The 17,973-nt window shown below is 54.0% G+C and carries 15 protein-coding genes; 11 read left to right on the forward strand and 4 right to left on the reverse strand.

Annotated elements, in window-relative coordinates; translation table 11 throughout:
• Positions 1 to 26: 26 nt before the first annotated feature.
• A complete protein-coding gene (locus J0A68_RS00530; protein ID WP_206576224.1) occupies positions 27 to 1,784 on the reverse strand; it encodes an arylsulfatase in 1,758 nt (585 codons plus the stop codon).
• A gap of 261 nt (positions 1,785 to 2,045) precedes the next feature.
• Between J0A68_RS00530 and J0A68_RS00535 the strand changes: the two genes are divergently transcribed.
• Positions 2,046 to 2,756, forward strand: coding sequence for a hypothetical protein (locus J0A68_RS00535; RefSeq protein ID WP_206576225.1), 711 nt, complete (start codon positions 2,046 to 2,048; stop codon positions 2,754 to 2,756).
• A gap of 90 nt (positions 2,757 to 2,846) precedes the next feature.
• Here J0A68_RS00535 and J0A68_RS00540 read toward each other — a convergent pair whose 3' ends face one another.
• Positions 2,847 to 4,427 (reverse strand): hypothetical protein, encoded by a 1,581-nt coding sequence (locus J0A68_RS00540; RefSeq protein ID WP_206576226.1) that lies wholly within the window; start codon positions 4,425 to 4,427, stop codon positions 2,847 to 2,849.
• 109 nt (positions 4,428 to 4,536) lie between these two features.
• A complete protein-coding gene (gene ruvB, locus J0A68_RS00545; protein WP_206576227.1) occupies positions 4,537 to 5,568 on the reverse strand; it encodes a Holliday junction branch migration DNA helicase RuvB in 1,032 nt (343 codons plus the stop codon).
• Positions 5,569 to 5,675: 107 nt separating this feature from the next.
• Here ruvB and J0A68_RS00550 point away from each other — a divergent pair, with 107 nt between their 5' ends.
• From J0A68_RS00550 to acs, 5 genes are all read left to right on the forward strand, one after another.
• Entirely contained in the window at positions 5,676 to 6,737 is a 1,062-nt protein-coding gene (locus J0A68_RS00550) for an FAD:protein FMN transferase (RefSeq protein WP_206576228.1), read from the forward strand.
• A 92-nt stretch (positions 6,738 to 6,829) separates the two neighbouring features.
• The gene (locus J0A68_RS00555) at positions 6,830 to 7,582 is read left to right on the forward strand and encodes a ZIP family metal transporter (RefSeq protein WP_206576229.1); all 753 of its coding nucleotides are present in this window, start codon (positions 6,830 to 6,832) and stop codon (positions 7,580 to 7,582) included.
• Between the two features lie 236 nt (positions 7,583 to 7,818).
• The gene (locus J0A68_RS00560; RefSeq protein WP_206576230.1) at positions 7,819 to 8,082 is read left to right on the forward strand and encodes a DUF4212 domain-containing protein; all 264 of its coding nucleotides are present in this window, start codon (positions 7,819 to 7,821) and stop codon (positions 8,080 to 8,082) included.
• A 7-nt stretch (positions 8,083 to 8,089) separates the two neighbouring features.
• Entirely contained in the window at positions 8,090 to 9,775 is a 1,686-nt protein-coding gene (locus tag J0A68_RS00565; protein ID WP_206576231.1) for a sodium:solute symporter family protein, read from the forward strand.
• 34 nt (positions 9,776 to 9,809) lie between these two features.
• Positions 9,810 to 11,702, forward strand: coding sequence for an acetate--CoA ligase (gene acs / locus J0A68_RS00570; protein ID WP_206576232.1), 1,893 nt, complete (start codon positions 9,810 to 9,812; stop codon positions 11,700 to 11,702).
• Positions 11,703 to 11,794: 92 nt separating this feature from the next.
• On the opposite strand, the gene J0A68_RS00575 is transcribed toward acs, so the two are convergent.
• Positions 11,795 to 11,968 (reverse strand): hypothetical protein, encoded by a 174-nt coding sequence (locus J0A68_RS00575; RefSeq protein WP_206576233.1) that lies wholly within the window; start codon positions 11,966 to 11,968, stop codon positions 11,795 to 11,797.
• A 97-nt stretch (positions 11,969 to 12,065) separates the two neighbouring features.
• On the opposite strand from J0A68_RS00575, the gene J0A68_RS00580 reads away from it, so the two are divergent.
• From J0A68_RS00580 to J0A68_RS00600, 5 genes are all read left to right on the forward strand, one after another.
• Positions 12,066 to 14,012: a DUF294 nucleotidyltransferase-like domain-containing protein gene (locus J0A68_RS00580; RefSeq protein WP_206576234.1), complete on the forward strand. Its 1,947-nt coding sequence runs from the start codon at positions 12,066 to 12,068 to the stop codon at positions 14,010 to 14,012.
• Positions 14,009 to 14,686: a 3'-5' exonuclease gene (locus J0A68_RS00585; RefSeq protein WP_206576235.1), complete on the forward strand. Its 678-nt coding sequence runs from the start codon at positions 14,009 to 14,011 to the stop codon at positions 14,684 to 14,686. The genes J0A68_RS00580 and J0A68_RS00585 overlap by 4 nt, the downstream gene beginning before the upstream one ends.
• A 107-nt stretch (positions 14,687 to 14,793) precedes the next feature.
• Complete coding sequence (locus J0A68_RS00590; protein WP_206576236.1) at positions 14,794 to 16,029, forward strand: LGFP repeat-containing protein; 1,236 nt, start codon at positions 14,794 to 14,796, stop codon at positions 16,027 to 16,029.
• Between the two features lie 12 nt (positions 16,030 to 16,041).
• A complete protein-coding gene (locus tag J0A68_RS00595; RefSeq protein WP_206576237.1) occupies positions 16,042 to 16,530 on the forward strand; it encodes a HEAT repeat domain-containing protein in 489 nt (162 codons plus the stop codon).
• Between the two features lie 258 nt (positions 16,531 to 16,788).
• Entirely contained in the window at positions 16,789 to 17,952 is a 1,164-nt protein-coding gene (locus J0A68_RS00600; RefSeq protein WP_206576238.1) for an AIR synthase related protein, read from the forward strand.
• Positions 17,953 to 17,973: the final 21 nt, after the last annotated feature.

The raw sequence follows: 17,973 nt of genomic DNA on the forward strand, positions 1-17,973 counted from the left end.
CGACTCCCTGCCGAGCTCCGCCTGACCTATTTTTTCTCCAGCTCCACCCAAAAAGGGAAGTAACGCTTGCCTCCCACCGTATAGAAAGGCAGCAGATCCCCCTGGCTGGCCCCCCATCGAACGCCCTTCACTTCCATCAACTCGATAGTGCCCGTAGACGGCTCATCGAAAACCAGCGCTTGGGTACCGAGCTCCAGAGTCATCTTTCCGCCAGCAGGCACGGGCTTCACAAACTTGAACCGAATATCGTACACCCCCGCGGCTACCTCCACTCTCCAATAGCCGTAGATGTCCTCCTGATCCCAGATCCCCCGCTCGCCGGAGGCATCATTTCGATTGAGGAAAACGGGATTTTCCACACCATAGCCGATCTGGATAAGCGGAGGATGGAGCAGGTTTTCCTCCTGTGCAAGGACTTCAACAAGTTCATCCATTTCCCCTTTTAGCTCCTTCGCTTTCGAGGGTTTGGTTGCAACGAGATTATGTTCTTCGTAGGGATCGCTGTCCAAGTCATACAGTTCAAAAGCGTCAATTTCAGCATCGTAGGCGGTATTGCCAACCAGCTTCCAGCCGCCCCTTTGCAGGGAAATGTTTTGGTACAGCTCGGGCGACTTCCTGGTCCAGTAGGAAAAGTAGCTTCGCTGGTCAGGGTCTACTTTCCTGTTTTCGATGAGCGGCATCATGCTCTGGCCGTCGATCACACGGTCTTTTGGCTCATCAAATCCGCAGAGATCCGCCAAAGTCGGCAGCACATCCAGGTGTGCAGTAAGGCCAGAGATGTCTCGGTTGCCTTCAAATCCTGCGGGATACTTGATGAAAAAAGGTGCCTTGATCCCGCCTTGGGAAACGCTCCCCTTTCTTCCCTTCAGGCCTGCCACATAGCGTTGCTGCTGCGGCCCGTTGTCGGTCATGAAGATCACGATGGTGTTGTCCTCGATTCCGAGTTCTTTGAGTTTGAAAAAAAGCTTGGCCAAGTTGTCGTCGATGTTTTCCACCATCGCATAGACTTTCCTCGCATCCTCTTTGTCTTTGTCAGACATGGGGTAAAAAGGTCTTCCGTCCCGGCCAAATCCAGCCCCAGGGTCTATGTCCTTGTATTTTTGATAGTATTCCTCGGGTACCTGAAGCGGCGTGTGGGGGGCGTTGAAGGAGAGGTAGGTGAAAAATGGCCTGTCCCTGTTCTTCTCAACAAACTTGATCGCCTCCGACGCAAAGATGTCTGAGCAGTAGCCTTGGTAGCGTTCCTGTCGGTCGTTGTGCCAAAGTACCGGGTCAAAATAGCTACGGTCCCCCTGATAATAGGTCGTGATGTCGCCGACCTGCCCCATCCCTCCGGACAGGTGAATCAGCGACTCATCAAAGCCCTGATCGCTGGGCCGCATGGGATAGTTGTCGCCGAGATGCCACTTCCCAAATATGCCGGTAGCATAGCCCTTGTCCTTCAGGAGCTCCGCGATGGTCACTTCTGAGCTGGCCATCATCGCGCCGCCGTTGTAGGTATCCCGTACGCCGGTGCGGAGGGCATACCTGCCGGTCATCAGACTGGCGCGGGTGGGCGCACAGACAGGCGACACATGGAAATCCACAAAGCGAACACTCTCCGCCGCCAAGGCGTCGATAGTCGGCGTATGGACATGGGGATTGCCATGCGTCCCCAGATCGCCATAGCCTTGGTCATCGGTGATGATGAGGATGACGTTGGGCGATTTGGCTTTCTGCTGTGCAAAAGAGCCAGAGCACATCCAGCAAAAAAATGCCAGAAAAGCGGATAGTCGAAAATTCATGGGAAAAGGCTAGTAAGCCGTGATTATCCCAAAAATATCCATCAAAGCCAAGGAACTTTATGTAAGGGGACAAGACACGGGGTCAACGTCGATCCCGACAGTTTTCTCCGAAAATCAAATACATATATTCATCTTGAAACGTCAATAATTTGACAGGATTCTCCATGGAAAATTCAATTTACATGACTACTTTAGCCCAAGTAGCGAGATTTTTATTGCAGTTTTCTGGATTTCAAATCCCTTTTTATAAACCCAAAAAAAATGGCCAGGCTTTTTGTTTTTGTGTTTCTGTCCCTTCTTTTCTGCCAAAGATCGATGGCACAGGGAGACCATATCTCCATCGGAATCGGTCCTTCAATGGTGTATGTGGACAACAATTCCGGAGTGTATCAGGACTTGAACTTCAAGGTAAAGCCCGCGTTCACCGCGTCTTACAACAAGCAAATGACCGAAAACATCGCCTTAAGGGGCACGTTTGGCGTTCAGCTCCTCAACAGCGGGGAATATGACCTCTCGTTCATCAAAAGGATTTCCAATTGGGGCAAACAGGACCAGGCATTTGACTTCAAAGGAACGGGCTACTTTGTCGATGTGCTTCCGGTATTTACGACCAACCCGAACGCTTTGGGAATGCTGATGTCTACTCTTCAATTTTATGCGGGAATCGGGTTTGGGGGAATGTTCGTGCAGAGGGAACAGAAAACCCTGCTAAACGGCGTGGTAGAAGACGGTGAACTGGTCGAAGGTGACTTTGTCACAACAAACGAAACCAGCTTTTCACCCTATATCCCTTTTAAAACCGGAATAAGCACCAACCTAAGCGGCGATTGGGATTTTGGACTGGAGTTTTCCCTGTTTGTCACCATGAACTCTGAATTGGACGGCAACAACATCAAACACAACCAAATCAACCCAGACATGGCCAGTCAGATACTTTTCAAGGTAAAAAGATACATAGGCCCAGCTTGGTAGGCACATTCCTTTTCAAGGGAGTAAACAGCCCAAGCATGCACTTTTAGCGCCCCCTTAATTCCCCGTCAGCAAACTAGCCGGCGATCGTGGCTATTGGACTCCCACCTTCACCGCTCCAAACATATGGGCGTTGTCGCTCAGCCTCAAGTCCCTACCACTTACGGTCGTGACATTTTTCAGCCTTACCTCCTTGGTCTTCACATAGGGAAATTTTTCCCGGTAAGAGTCATCGACATTTTCTGAATTGAAATTTCCAAAAATCGCAGGCCCAAGGTAATCTTCCGGATGGTTGGAATCGTCTATGCGGAGATTTTCGAAAGTGATGCGCTCTGGCATGTAGCAGGTATAGCCAAAGTCATGCTGGCCGGAATTGTATCCGCTGATCAATGAGGCTGCTACAGGCCGCCCGCCCGAGGGTACAAAGACACAATCCCGAATCACCACTTCTCCCTCCCAGGTACTGCCATAGTCAGACCGGAGGTTGATCAAGCTTCGTCCTCTGATCTCGGAGTTTTCCACGGTAAAGGTCCCACTCCCGATGGCATTGATCCCCATGTGGCCCAGCTTCGAATTGCGTATCGTGGCATTTGCCACCCCCATGTGGGCGTCAAATCGCGAGAACGTGCAGTTGTCAAAGAGCAGGTTTTTGCAATAGTTGGACCCCATGATACCCCAATAGGTGGCGTCGTCGATGTCATTGGTCTGGCTGCAGTTGACAAAAGAGACATTCAAGGCTCTGCCAATCGAGATGTCGTATGTCCCCATGGAGACGGTCGTACCAGCACGTCCGATGGTCTGATAGGTCTTGTGCCCTGTCAGAACGCTGTTTTTCACCGTCACGTCGGTGCAGTTGCTGATATTGACAAATCCCCCGTAGGGCGCGCCATGCTCTCCTTCGCCCGTGATCCGATGCTCCAATCCGTCCACGACCACGTTGGAGCGCTGGATGGAAAGATTCCGGCTGTAGTAGTTGTATTTTGACTCCTCTTGGTTGGCAATGGTAGTGAAGCGACCTCCCTTGACGGTAAGCGTTTCTTCGTCGATCGGAAGCACCCTGATATCCGTAATCTGTTCAAAATCCCAAATGATGGGCGCATTCCCGTCCACATTCCCCTCCCTGTCGACTAGGAAAATATCCGTCTGTGGGGCTCCATTGTTCACATTGGGCCCAAAGCGGATGTACTGTTTGACATGGGCATTGGTCACGGTGATCAAGGATCGCTGGGGCAGCTTGACATCCAGCTTTTCCTGGTTTCTCCTGAGGGAAGTGATCCCCTCCAGTTGATAGGATTGTTGGTCAGATTTGACCAAGAAAACCGGGGCGTTGGTATTCTCCGCTTCCCGGTCATCGATAAGGAAAGAAGCGGTCCCAAAATCCGTGTCCGTCTGGATGATGGCAGTGAGATCCGCCCCTCCGATGTAGTAAGTCGCCCCCTCGTCCGCTTTTACGGGAAGCCTATGCTCATTGGCAAACTCGTGGGCCTGTGCAATCGCCTGTATGTCCTCGCTTTTCCCATCCCCCTTAGCCCCAAAGTCACTGTACCGCACCACGCCGGCAGATTTCAGCTTGGCGATAGTCTCGGGGGAAACGTCTTCAAGCTCTCCCCTGGTCTGACTTTGCACTCGGAGGATGCTAGTGGATAAGAAGAAAAACAGGAACAGGTACTTCATGGGGAAAATGGTTCTGTGTTGGAAAAGATATCAAAACGTAGTCATCTGATGGTTTGGTGAACCCACCAAGCGCTCTTCAGGCTAGTGGCGAAGCTGACAGCAGGAACGATCAAAGGTCAAAAAGCGTCCCGCTCGTCCCGGTCGGCTTGATGTTCAGATGCTTATAGGCAAGTTCGGTGGCCATCCGTCCACGGGAGGTCCGCTTCAGATAGCCCTCTTGGATCAGAAAAGGCTCGTAAACTTCCTCAATCGTCTCGGCTTCCTCTCCGCAGGCCGTAGCAATGGTACCGAGCCCTACTGGCCCGCCTTTAAACTTGTCGATGATGGTCAGCAAAATACGGTTGTCCATCTCGTCCAGTCCATTTTCATCCACATCCAGCGCATTGAGGGCGATCTTGGCTATATCGAGCGTGATCGTACCATTGCCTTTGACTTCGGCAAAGTCCCTCGTCCGGCGCAAGAGCATGTTGGCGATACGGGGCGTGCCGCGGCTTCTGCGGGCAATTTCGTAGGCCGCTATTTCGTCGATGGGAGTCTGCAGAATCCCCGCAGACCGGGAGACGATGTCCGTCAGCAGCTTGGCGTCATAGTATTCGAGTCGGGAATTGATCCCAAACCTGGCCCTCAGCGGGGAGGTCAGCAAACCCGAGCGGGTAGTCGCTCCGATCAGCGTAAAGGGATTGAGGGAAATCTGCACCGAGCGCGCATTGGGACCGCTGTCCAGCATGATGTCTATGCGAAAATCCTCCATGGCGGAATAGAGGTACTCCTCCACAATAGGATTTAGCCTGTGGATCTCGTCGATGAAGAGCACGTCGCCCTCTTCCAGGTTGGTCAGCAAACCTGCAAGGTCGGAAGGCTTGTCCAGCACCGGGCCAGAGGTGATTTTGATCCCGGCTTGCAGCTCGTTGGCTATGATGTTGGACAGGGTGGTTTTTCCCAGTCCGGGAGGGCCGTGGAGCAGGACGTGGTCGAGGGGCTCGTTCCGCTTTTTTGCCGCGTGGACAAAGACCCGGAGGTTTTCGACAATCTTTGCCTGCCCGGTAAAATCCTCAAAACTCAAGGGGCGCAAGGCCCTTTCAAATTCCCGGTCTTTGGGGCTCAGCTGCTCTTCGTCTCCTCTCAGGTAATCTTCTCTCATGGCATATCGGATACGCACAAATATAAACAAAACCACATGCGGAGAACTTTCCGATTTTGCCCTACCTGACAAAAATTGGCCTAAATTCGCCCCCAAATCCTCCCGCAATGAATCCCAACGCCCGGAAAAACATCATCTACTCCCTCGTGCTCTTTGCCATCGTGCTGCTCGTATATGCCTGGAGGACAAGGGAGGAAAGGTCTGCCGAAAAAAGCCCCGAGCCGCATCAGCCCGGGAAGGTCGCCTTTTTCGGGAAAGCGCTGGACGCGGAATACCGGGTCACGTACCTCGACGAGGAAAACCGCATTTTCAAATCCTCCATCGACTCGCTCATCAATGCCTTCAGCCTCAGCGTCTCGATCTCCGAACCGACCTCCGAAGTCAACCGCCTCAACCTTCGAGATACGCTTCTTTCCCCCTCGCCCACCCTGCGAAACATGCTGGCTGAGGCAAACCGCATCCATGACCTCAGTGGCGGCGCGCTCGATCCCACCTCCCGGCCGATCGAACAGGTCTGGACTTTCTCCCAAAGCGGCGCACAGCTGCTGGACAGTACCGACATCCGGCTCGTACTTCCGCTCGTGGGCTTGAAAAAAATCACCGTCACCGACAGCCTGATCCGCAAAGCCAGCACAGGAATATTCGTCGACTTCTCCAAGATCGCCAAAGGATACCTCATGGACTTGATGGGGAGCTTCCTAGAGCGGCAAGGCATCAAAAACTACCTGATCCAGATCGGGGGCGAAAATCTAGCCAAGGGAAGAAACGAGCGAGAGGAACTGTGGAAGATCGGCCTCCACTATCTCGGAGACAGCCTGGGAACAAAACAAAGCGGAGTCGTCGCCCTCCAGGACAAAGCCATCTCGACGGCTGGAAATTTCGAACAATACTACGTAAAGGACTCCCTGCGCCTGTCCTTTACGCTCGATCCCCGCACAGGGCTTCCGGTCAGCCATGGCCTTCTTGGGGTCACCCTCGTGGGGCCAGATGCCAAGACCACCGACGCCCTCTCCGACGCCTTGATGGTGTCGGGATGGAGAGAAGCCATGAGACTTGACTCTTCCCGAGCGGATCTGGCGATGCTGCTGATCTACAATGAAAAGGGAGGAAAAATCAAACAATACATCAGTCCGGAGCTCAGCGGCGTGCTTTCCTTTCCGGTAAAATAATCCCACCAAATGCCACATAGTTGAATTTTCTTACCTTTGCCGGGGTTTTCACCAGAATAGCCCTTTGCTGAGCGCAAAGGCAAACTGTGTCTATGGGAATTAACTTTCTGTTTCTTTTTCTTACTGCAATGATCTCGGGCTCCCTGGTGTTCTTTGCACCGGCCTTTAAAGATCGATTTTTCAAGCTTGCCCTAGTCTTTGCGGGTTCGTACCTGTTCTCCATCACCATCCTCCACATCATTCCCGAGCTTTTCAACTCCGGCTACAGCAATTCGCGGATGGGGTTCTACATCCTGATCGGCTTCCTGCTACAGCAGCTGTTGGAGTTTTGGTCTTCAGGGATCGAGCATGGACACATCCACAAGCATCACTCGGAGACATCCAAAGGGGTGGTCACCCTCATGCTGGGCCTGTTTATCCATGCTTTTTTGGAAGGGACCCTGCTTTCGCATAGCGCGGCGATGCCCGAGGAATCCCTGCTGGCAGGACATTCGCACAGCGACAAGACCGTGCTGCTGGGGATCATCATGCACAAGGGCCCTGCGGCCTTTGCGCTGGCAGCAGTGCTTTCTTCCTCGCTGAGCAAAAAATGGACACTCGGCCTGCTGACCGTGTTTGCGCTGGCCTCGCCCCTGGGCATGTTTTCCAGTGCTTTTCTGATCAGCCAGGGGTTCCTGTCCAACGAAGGCATAGGCCTACTGTACGGGCTGGTGACCGGAGGATTTCTCCACATCTCCACGACGATTTTCTTCGAAAGTAGTCCCCACCACAAATTCCAGCTGAACAAGCTCATCGTCACCTTTGTAGCCGCCGCCTTGGCCATGGCCTCGGAGTATTTGGCCTGATTACACTATTGCGGAAAAGTGATATTTTTTGGGCAATTCCCTGTCTCGAAAGCAAGAATTTGCATTAAAGCCGACTGACTTTCAAAATTTTTTGGCTTTTCGCGGAAAAGCACTTGGATTCTGTCTCCAGATTCAGGTATTTCATTTCTGATTTAAAAAACAGAAATTCCTATCCTAAAAACGGCGTTTCTGCCGTCATTTCATCCGCATTTTTATTTTAAAACCGCAAGAACCCCATGAGTGACTCCCCAAACAGAATGACTTCCTACTGGAAGAAGAATTTGCGCACGCTCCTGGTCTTGCTGTCTGTTTGGTTTATCGTCTCCTTCGGGTTTGGGATCATCCTGGTCGAGCCACTCAACCAATATCATCTGGGAGGCTACCCCTTGGGCTTTTGGTTTGCCCAGCAGGGGTCCATCTATACCTTCATCATCCTCATTTTTGTCTACGTGGCGCGGATGAACAAGCTGGATCGGGAATTTGACGTTCACGAAGACTGATTCAGCCATGGATATACTTACCTGGACCTATTTGCTCGTCGGACTTTCCTTTGTGGTCTATATTGGGATCGCCATCTGGACCCGCGCGGGTTCTACCCAGGAGTTTTACGTGGCAGGCGGTGGCGTGTCTCCTCTGGCCAACGGCATGGCAACCGCGGCGGACTGGATGTCGGCAGCCTCCTTCATCTCCATGGCCGGCCTGATTTCCTTTTCCGGATATGACGGCTCAGTTTATCTCATGGGCTGGACAGGGGGCTATGTGCTGTTGGCGCTTTTGCTTGCTCCCTATTTGAGAAAGTTCGGCAAGTTCACCGTCCCTGATTTTGTGGGAGACCGCTACTATTCCAACAAAGCCCGCGTCGTGGCCGTGATCTGCGCATTGTTCGTCTCCTTCACCTACGTAGCCGGACAAATGCGCGGCGTGGGGATCGTCTTCTCCCGCTATCTCGAGATTCCCATCGAATGGGGCGTCGTAATCGGTATGTGCATCGTCTTTTTCTACGCGGTGCTTGGCGGGATGAAAGGCATCACCTACACGCAGGTGGCGCAGTTTTGCGTGCTGATCTTCGCCTATATGGTGCCTGCGATCTTCATCTCCATGCAGCTCACCGGCAATGCCATCCCCCAGTTTGGACTGGGAGGAACGCTCGCCGATGGCACGCCGCTTTTGGAGAAGCTCGACGGCGTGCTGGCGGATCTTGGCTTTGCGGAGTATACTTCGGGGAGAAAGGGCATGACCGACCTATTCATGATCACCCTGGCCCTGATGGTCGGTACTGCGGGATTGCCCCATGTGATCGTCCGGTTTTTCACCGTGCCCAAAGTCAAAGACGCAAGGCTTTCGGCAGGCTATGCCCTGTTTTTCATCGCCATCCTCTACACCACCGCTCCTGCTGTGGCAGCCTTCGGAATCTATAATGCCATCAACTCCACTTCCGAAAAAAACATCGCCGAACTCCCCGTGTGGGTGCAAAACTGGCAAAAGACCAACCTGATCTCCGTGGACGACAAAAACGGCGACGGGAAGGTGCAGTACCTCCCCGATCCTGCGACCAACGAACTCGCCATAGACAAAGACATCATGGTGCTGGCCGGGCCTGAGATCGCCAAGCTCCCCAACTGGGTCGTGGGGCTCGTGGCAGCCGGAGCGATGGCCGCCGCACTCTCCACGGCCGCGGGCTTGCTGCTCGTTATTTCCACGTCGGTGTCGCGGGATCTGGTAAAAACCTTTAATCCCGGCATTTCGGAAAAACGGGAACTGCTCATCGCCCGCGTAGCGGCAGCCGGTGCCGTGATCTGCGCGGGATATTTTGGCGTCAATCCTCCGGGATTTGTGGCCGAGGTGGTTGCTTTTGCCTTCGGATTGGCCGCAGCCTCTTTCTTTCCGGTGATCATTTTGGGAATATTTTCCACGCGCATCAACAAGGAAGGAGCCATCGCCGGCATGGTCTCCGGCCTGGTGTTTACGATCGGATACATCGTCTATTTCAAATTCCTCCACCCGGAACTCAACAGTCCGGACCACTGGTGGCTCGGGATCTCGCCCGAAGGCGTGGGGTCGGCGGGAATGTTCCTGAATTTTCTGATCTGCTTTCTCATTTCTAAATTTACCCCAGCACCGCCCCAGCACGTGCAGGAGCTTATCCAGCAGATCCGCATACCCAAAGGGGCCGGAGCCGCGCAAAACCATTAGCAATAAAATACCCTTCCAATAACCTTCCATTACCATGAGTGACCGATTACATACCCTAAGCGGGTACCTTTACGAATACCAAAAAAGCGTAGCGCAGCCCGAGGAATTCTGGGCAAGGATTGCGGATTCATTTCACTGGAGAAAACGCTGGACCAATGTCCTGAAGTGGAATTTTGAAAAACCCGACGTCAAGTGGTTTGTCAACGCCAAGCTGAATATCACCGAGAATATCTTCGAAAGAAACCTCTATACGCTGGGTGACCGCCCGGCGATCATCTGGGAACCAAACGAGCCGGGAGAAGCCACCCGTACCTTGACCTATCGGGAGCTCTTTGTCGAAGTATGCCGCTTCGCCAACGCACTCAAGAGCAAGGGCATCCAAAAGGGAGACCGCGTGATCATCTACATGCCGATGGTTCCGGAGGCAGCGATAGCCATGCTAGCCTGCGCCAGGATCGGGGCCATCCATTCGGTGGTTTTTGCCGGATTCTCCAGCTCATCCCTGGCAGACCGCATCATCGACTGCCAAGCCAAGGCCGTACTCACTTCCGATGGCAACTTCCGGGGAAACAAGAAAATCGGCGTCAAATCCGTCGTCGACGAAGCCCTCGAAAAGGCCCCAGTAGACACCGTCATCGTGTACAAGCGCACAGGCCAAGATGTCAACATGGTCTCTGGCCGGGACTTTTGGTGGAGCGATGCCCTGGAAGGGCAACCTGAAACGAACCAAGCCGAAGAGATGGACAGCGAGGACATGCTCTTCATCCTCTATACCTCCGGCTCCACCGGCAAGCCCAAGGGGGTCGTCCATACCACGGGCGGCTACATGGTGTACACCAAATATTCTTTTGACAATGTGTTCCAATATTCCCAAGGCGACGTCTACTGGTGCACGGCGGACGTGGGCTGGATCACCGGACACTCCTACATCGTCTACGGCCCATTGCTGGCGGGAGCGACCACGCTGATGTTTGAAGGCGTGCCGACCTATCCAAATCCGGGGCGCTTTTGGGAAGTGGTGGAAAAACACCAAGTCAACGTCTTCTACACCGCTCCTACGGCGATACGCGCGCTGCAGGCCTATGGCACCGAGCCGATCCAAGGCAAAGACCTCAGCTCGCTGAAAGTCCTCGGCTCGGTCGGCGAGCCGATCAACGAGGAAGCTTGGCACTGGTACCACACCCACATCGGACAGGGGCGCTGCCCGATCGTCGACACCTGGTGGCAGACCGAGACAGGCGGCATCATGGTATCCCCGATGGCGGGCATCACACCGACCAAGCCAGCCTATGCGACGCTGCCCCTTCCGGGCGTGCAGCTTGCCATCGTCGATGCGGAGGGCAATGAGCTCACGGGCAATTCCGTGGAGGGAAACCTCTGCATCAAATTCCCTTGGCCGTCCATGATCCGCACGACCTACGGGGACCACGAGCGCTGCAGACAAACGTATTTTTCCACCTACAAAAACATGTACTTCACCGGCGACGGCGTCAAGCGCGACCACGACGGCTACTATCGCATCCTCGGCCGCGTGGACGACGTGATCAACGTCTCCGGCCACCGAATGGGCACCGCCGAGGTGGAAAACGCCATCAACGAACACCCGAAAGTCATCGAGTCAGCCGTGGTCGGCTACCCCCACGAAGTCAAAGGGCAGGGAATCTACGCCTATGTCATCTGTGACATGAGCAACCGGACCGAGGACAACCTCATCCAGGAAATCAAGGACGCAGTCTCCAAGATCATCGGGCCGATCGCCAAGCCGGACAAAATCCAAATCGTGCCTGGCCTGCCCAAAACCCGCTCTGGCAAGATCATGCGGAGGATTCTGAGAAAGGTCGCCGAAGGCAGCGTAGACAGCCTGGGCGATACCTCCACGCTTCTGGATCCTGAGGTGGTCGAAAAAATCATCGCCGGAAGGAAATAGAAAATCAATTGGAGTTTGAAGCAGGGCCAGTTTTTCATTTGGCCCTGTTTCCTTTTCACTCAAGCTGGGAAAACCGACGCTGACGGCTGTTTCTAGTCCTTGGGGGAAGCATCTTCCTCCTCCTCATCGAGCTGGATGGAAGAGACGATGGAGTCGGGAGAGTCCATCTCCTGCTTGTAAAAGTTATGCACCCCGACCATAAAAGCGACGATCAAGGCCCAAACCAGCCTGCGAAAGGGACGGAAAAGTTTGAAAAACACCTTCATTTACAATAGCTTGAGCCCTTGGCTCTTCAATTTTTGAGCCTAAAAAAATCTCGCCATTCTGTCAGTCTGTATCCATCAAGAGTTTCAATCCGGGTAAATGAGCAATGTCATCGTCAGGCGGGTTGCTGAGTTTCTAAAGCGCTTTCCGCCCTTTTCCTTTTTGAGCCCCGCGGAGCTGGAGGGAGTAGCCCAGTCGGTGGAGATCCAGTATTTGGAAAAAGGCGAGACGCTGTTTCGTCAGGGAGAGGCCGCGAGACCGCATTTTTTCATCCTCAAAGAAGGCACCATCCATCTCGTGGAGGACGCTGCCAAAGGCGAGGAGATCCGCGAGGTCTGCGACGAGGGAGATGTCTTTGGCGTCCTCGCCCTGCTGGGGAAAAGACCCTACCTCCTCCGCTCCAAGATCGTCGAAAACAGCCTGGTCTATGCCGTGCCCGTGGAGACTTTCGGGAAAATACTGGAGGAAAACAGCCGTGTCGCGCTCTTTTTCGCAGCGGGCTTTGCAGCCGGCCAAGTGGTCGTGCGCCAAGACCTTTCCCAAGGCCAAAAAGCCAGAAGCGCCTTCAAGAGCGCTTCCGGCGATCACTCTCTGTTGATCTTTTCGGACCAGTCCCAGGTCAAAGTCTCGGAAAAAGTCCTGACTTGCAGCCCCGAGACCAGCATCCGGGAAGCTGCCCAGCTCATGACCGAAGCCCAGGTGAGCAGCATCGTCGTGTGTGGACAGGGGAATTTCCCGCTGGGCATCGTGACGGACAAAGACCTGCGGAGCAAGGTCTTGGCCTCCGGAGTCTCCACGGCACGGGCGGTATCCGAGGTCATGACCAGCCCAGTGGTCACCGCCAAAAAGCAGGATGGCTTTTCCAACATCTACCTCTCCATGATCCGCCACCGCCTACACCACCTGGTGCTCACCGAGGACGGCAGTGCGGACAGCCCAGTCTGCGGCATCATCTCCGACCACGACATCTTCCTCTCCATGGGCAACAGTCCGGCCGTGCTGATCCATGGACTGATGAACACGCTGGATGTGGGCGACATGCGGATCATCCGGGACAGTGCCGAGCAGATGCTCCGCTACTACCTCGAAAACGAGATCGCGATGGAGTTTGTCGCCTCGGTGATGACCGAGATCAACGACGTCATCATCAGCCAGGCGATCGTGATTGCCCAGACCCAGCTCAGGCCTGACTTTCCGGACATGGACGAGATCCGCTTCTGCTTTCTGTCCATGGGAAGCGAGGGCCGTGAAGAGCAGCTGCTCCGGACGGACCTGGACAATGCCCTCCTGTATCAGGATGTGCCTCCTGGGCGCCAAAGCGAGGCAACCGAGTATTTCCAGAAGCTGGGCGAACTGGTGATCGAAGTGCTCTTGGCCTGCGGCTTCGCGCCTTGCCCAGGCAAAATCATGGCCAGCAATGCAGAGTGGAATCAGCCACTCTCGGTCTGGAAGGGGTACTTTTCGGAGTGGATCCTGCACCCTACTCCAGAAGCACTGATGAAAGTCTCGATCTTTTTTGACTATCGGGCAGTGGCCGGTGCCAAATCCCTCGCGGAGGAACTGACCCAGCACGTCTATCAGGAGATCGCCCACAAGCAGATCTTCCTCAACTTCCTGGCTCAAAACGCCCTCAAAAACCCTCCCCCCCTTGGATTTTTCAAGGACTTTGTGGTGGAAAAATCCGGTGAAAACCGAGATCAATTCGACATCAAGTCCAGGGCTATGCTGCCGCTGACGGACCTCGCACGTCTGCTTGTGCTCAGCCACCAAGTCGTGGGCATCAACAACACCTTCAAGCGTTTTGAGAAGCTGTCCGAGCTAGAACCGGGCAACGCCGAGCTTTTCTCCCAAGCTGGCACTGCCTACGAGATCCTGATGCGGATGCGGGCACTGGAAGGGCTCCAGCATCACAGCAGCGGACGATACATCCATCCCAAATCCCTGGGAAAAATCCAGCGCCAACTCCTCAAAAACGCTTTTGCGCCCATCTCGGAGCTTCAGGAGATCGTGAATATACGCTTCCAACTTGACTACTTCAGGCGATGAGCTGGTGGAAATTTTGGAAAGCCAAGCCTGCCCAGCGGGACTTTGTAAGCGAGTTTCTCCGGGCAAATGAGGAGGCAATCGCCGGAGCCCGAGCTTTGGAGCAGCTTCGCTTCACGGTACTGGACACAGAGACTTCGGGACTGGATCCCAGAAAGGACTCTATCCTGTCTTTTGGGGCAGTGAAGGTGTCGGGCATGAAAATACAGGTGTCATCCGCGGTAGAGTGGTATCCCGAATCGCCAAACAATGGCGGAAAAACAGCTCCCATCCATGGCCTGGTAGGCATCCCAAACCCCATCGCTGCGGAAGACTTTGCCAAGCAGGTGCTGGCCTATGTGGGAAACTCGATCATCGTGGGCCACCACATAGGCTTTGACCTGGAGATTCTAGGCAAGCAGCTCGGTTTTTTTGGTTTAGAAAGGCTCCCCAACCCTGTGCTGGACACGCTCAGTCTGGCGATCCGGCTGGAGCATGGCCCCCACGCAGACCGAAGCAGGATACACTTGGAAAGCTACAGCTTGGATTCCCTCTGTGCGAGGTACGGGATAGAAACCGAAGACCGGCACACTGCCGCAGGCGATGCTTTTTTGACTGCCCAGCTACTCTTAAAGCTTTTGAAGAAATGCCGCCAAAAAGGCATCCTTAACTTGAAAGACCTACTGAAAAACTACTAGGTCCCACAGGGTTTTAGGGCTATAATTTCATTTTTAATCGATTGAAATCCAATCCATTATAGTTAACTTCAGTAAGTTTTTTTGTTTCACATTTTTAAAACAGTCCTATGTCAAAACTCAAAATTGACCCTGCTATGGTGAGGACAGAGCTGAATCTGGAAATCCTGAAAAACTTCCAGTTTCAGCATCCCATTACCCTGAAATATCAGGCCTTGGGAGGTCCAGGAGGCTGGTTGGGCCCGAACACCACTCCGATCAACACCTGTCCCGACGGAGTGGGGTCCTACCAGCATTATGCAAATGGATCGATCTATTACCATCCATCCACCGGTGCCCATGAAGTCCATGGGCTGATCAGAGCTCGCTGGCAGTCCTTCGGCTGGGAGCGCAGCTTTTTGGGCTATCCCCTCACGGACGAGTCCGCCTGTCCCGACGGGATCGGTAGGTACAACCACTTCCAAGGGGGAAGCATCTATTGGAGCCCTTCCTCCGGGGCCTGGGAAGTACACGGGGCCATCCGCTCGAAGTACTCCAGTCTCGGCTGGGAAAGGAGCTTTCTCCGCTATCCCCTGACCAACGAAAACACCACGCCGGACGGGATCGGGCGGTACAACCACTTCCAAGGCGGCAGCATCTACTGGACTCCGAGCACGGGTGCCCATGAGGTACACGGCCTGATCCGCCAGCATTGGGCATCGCTGGGTTGGGAAAAAAGCGTGTTGGGCTATCCCACTTCCGACGAGCTGGTCGTATTTGGGGGAGACGGGAGAATCTCCCATTTCCAAAAAGGAAGCATCTACTGGTCGCCAACGGCGGGGGTACGGGTGCTTCGCGAAAGGGTGAGAGTCCACGTCAAAATCCTGGAAAACCCCACCTCCTTTACGCTCAACCAGCAATTTGCAGCCATGCAGGAAGTCTGGGCCGTCTCTGGCATCCGGGTAGACTGGGTGACGACGGAAAACCTCAACCTGCCGACGTTGACAGACGTGGATGTGGGAGGCTGTTTTATGGGGCAAACGACCGCGGAGCAAAACTCGCTCTTTGGCAACCGGAACTTCATGGCTGGGAATGACCTCGTGGTGTACTATGTCCGTAGTACCGTGCCGGGATACAACGGTTGCGCTGCCCACCCCCCCGGCAGACCCGGCTGCGTGGTGGTTCGATCCGCCAGCCGATGGACTCTGGGACATGAGTTTGGCCACGTACTCGGGCTAAACCACGTGAACAACAACGACCGCCTCATGACAGGAAACGGGACTTTCAACATCACCAACCCGCCGCCTGACCTGACTTCAGCGGAGTCCACCACGATGCGAAACTCGAACCTCAGTACTCCACTCTAAACTCAAAAGACCATGGCAACAAAACGAACATCAGCCTCATCCGGGGGATTCAATCCCGACGAGCTACTGGCATTCCTCCGACAAGATGAGCTCGACTATCCAGCCGCCGCGCAAAAATTCGGAGCTGCGGCCCTGCCTTTTTTGAAGGAACTGGTGGGGAGCAGCGACGAGAACCTCGCGATGAAAGCCGCCTATCTGGTAGGGTATATCGAAGGGGACGCGGCAGACCAGATCCTGGAGGAAGCCGCCGCAACAGGCTCTGTGCCTATCCGGGTGGCAGCGGCCTTTGGCGCGCAAAAGCGAGGCTCCGCCGCCGCCGAGGCGATCCTGAAAAAGTCACTTGAGGACAGCAGCCCTTCCGTGGTGAAGTTTGCCCTGCAATCCGCAAAGGCAAGCAAGCTGGGAGCCACGCTCAAGTCGAAGATTGACAAAATCTCCAAAAGCTTCCTCGACGATGACATCAAGGGAGTGGCTGGAGACATGATCAAGAAGATGAAGTAACTAATCCCAACACCGCCCGGCGAGAGTCGGGCGTTTTTTTTTTTTTACAAATCAAACCCTACAAATTCTTTCACCTAATCTTTCACCTGATAGCTACCGTAAAAATTGAGCGTCCAAAGGACTTCTCATTGGCACCTGATACCGTATCGATTGCTTGAGGTCTGGGAAAACAAACCCAGAACTTGAGTAATTTTCCATTTTTCCGATCTTTCAATTTTCCAATCCTTAACTTTGCCCCAACCAAATCCCTTCCCCGCCATGAACGAGCGCTATATGCAGCGCGGTGTTTCCGCATCCAAAGAAGATGTCCACAATGCTATCTCCAAGCTGGATAAAGGTCTTTTTCCAAAAGCTTTTTGCAAGATTGTAGAGGACACCCTCGGCAACGACCCGGATTATTGCAACATCATGCACGCAGACGGAGCCGGCACCAAGTCTTCCCTAGCTTATCTCTATTGGAAGGAAACCGGCGACCTTAGCGTTTGGAAAGGCATCGCCCAGGATGCGATCATCATGAATACCGACGACCTGCTCTGCGTAGGCGCGATCAACAATATCCTCGTCTCCTCCACGATCGGCAGAAACAAAAACCTGGTACCGGGCGAAGTGATCTCAGCCATCATCCAAGGAACGGAAGAGGTACTGCAAATGCTCCGCGACAACGGGGTCAACGTAGTCCTGACAGGCGGCGAGACCGCGGATGTGGGTGATTTGGTCCGCACAGTCATCGTAGACAGCACCGTCACCTGCAGAATGAGAAGAGACGAAGTCATCTCCAATGACAAAATCCAAGCGGGAGACGTGATCGTGGGCCTAGCCTCCTACGGCCAGGCCAAGTACGAAACTGAATACAACGGCGGCATGGGCAGCAACGGACTGACTTCTGCCCGACACGACGTTTTCAACAAAGTCCTGAAGACCAAGTATCCCGAGAGCTTCGACCCAGCAGTCCCCGAGGACTTGATCTATAGCGGAAAGTACAATCTGACCGACGCCGCTCCCGGCGCGCCGGTCAACGTGGGCAAGCTCGTCCTCTCTCCGACCAGAACCTACGCCCCCATCATGGTGGATGTGCTCAACTACATGCGTCCCCATATCCACGGCCTCGTGCATTGCAGCGGTGGAGCGCAGACCAAGGTCCTCCACTTCGTGGACAACGTGCACGTGATCAAAGACAACCTCTTCGAAACACCTCCGCTCTTCCGCATCATCCAGGAGGAAAGTGGCACGGATTGGAAAGAAATGTACAAGGTCTTCAACATGGGCCACCGCATGGAGGTCTATTTGGACGAGCGCTACGCCGAGGAAATCATCGACATCGCCGAGTCCTACGGAGTCGAGGCCCAGATCATCGGCCGTGTGGAACCCCATGAGGGCAAAAAGGTCACCATCCAGAGCGCCTACGGAGCCTTCGAATATTAGAATTTGAGATTTGAGATTTGA

This window comes from Algoriphagus oliviformis (assembly GCF_017254915.1).
Taxonomy (GTDB): Bacteria; Bacteroidota; Bacteroidia; order Cytophagales; family Cyclobacteriaceae; genus Algoriphagus; species Algoriphagus oliviformis.

Coding starts and splice junctions, on each gene's coding strand:
- J0A68_RS00530 (WP_206576224.1), bottom strand. CDS start 1,784: ATGAATTTTCGACTATCCGCTTTTCTGGCATTTTTTTGCTGGATGTGC.
- J0A68_RS00535 (WP_206576225.1), top strand. CDS start 2,046: ATGGCCAGGCTTTTTGTTTTTGTGTTTCTGTCCCTTCTTTTCTGCCAA.
- J0A68_RS00540 (WP_206576226.1), bottom strand. CDS start 4,427: ATGAAGTACCTGTTCCTGTTTTTCTTCTTATCCACTAGCATCCTCCGA.
- ruvB (WP_206576227.1), bottom strand. CDS start 5,568: ATGAGAGAAGATTACCTGAGAGGAGACGAAGAGCAGCTGAGCCCCAAA.
- J0A68_RS00550 (WP_206576228.1), top strand. CDS start 5,676: ATGAATCCCAACGCCCGGAAAAACATCATCTACTCCCTCGTGCTCTTT.
- J0A68_RS00555 (WP_206576229.1), top strand. CDS start 6,830: ATGGGAATTAACTTTCTGTTTCTTTTTCTTACTGCAATGATCTCGGGC.
- J0A68_RS00560 (WP_206576230.1), top strand. CDS start 7,819: ATGAGTGACTCCCCAAACAGAATGACTTCCTACTGGAAGAAGAATTTG.
- J0A68_RS00565 (WP_206576231.1), top strand. CDS start 8,090: ATGGATATACTTACCTGGACCTATTTGCTCGTCGGACTTTCCTTTGTG.
- acs (WP_206576232.1), top strand. CDS start 9,810: ATGAGTGACCGATTACATACCCTAAGCGGGTACCTTTACGAATACCAA.
- J0A68_RS00575 (WP_206576233.1), bottom strand. CDS start 11,968: ATGAAGGTGTTTTTCAAACTTTTCCGTCCCTTTCGCAGGCTGGTTTGG.
- J0A68_RS00580 (WP_206576234.1), top strand. CDS start 12,066: ATGAGCAATGTCATCGTCAGGCGGGTTGCTGAGTTTCTAAAGCGCTTT.
- J0A68_RS00585 (WP_206576235.1), top strand. CDS start 14,009: ATGAGCTGGTGGAAATTTTGGAAAGCCAAGCCTGCCCAGCGGGACTTT.
- J0A68_RS00590 (WP_206576236.1), top strand. CDS start 14,794: ATGTCAAAACTCAAAATTGACCCTGCTATGGTGAGGACAGAGCTGAAT.
- J0A68_RS00595 (WP_206576237.1), top strand. CDS start 16,042: ATGGCAACAAAACGAACATCAGCCTCATCCGGGGGATTCAATCCCGAC.
- J0A68_RS00600 (WP_206576238.1), top strand. CDS start 16,789: ATGAACGAGCGCTATATGCAGCGCGGTGTTTCCGCATCCAAAGAAGAT.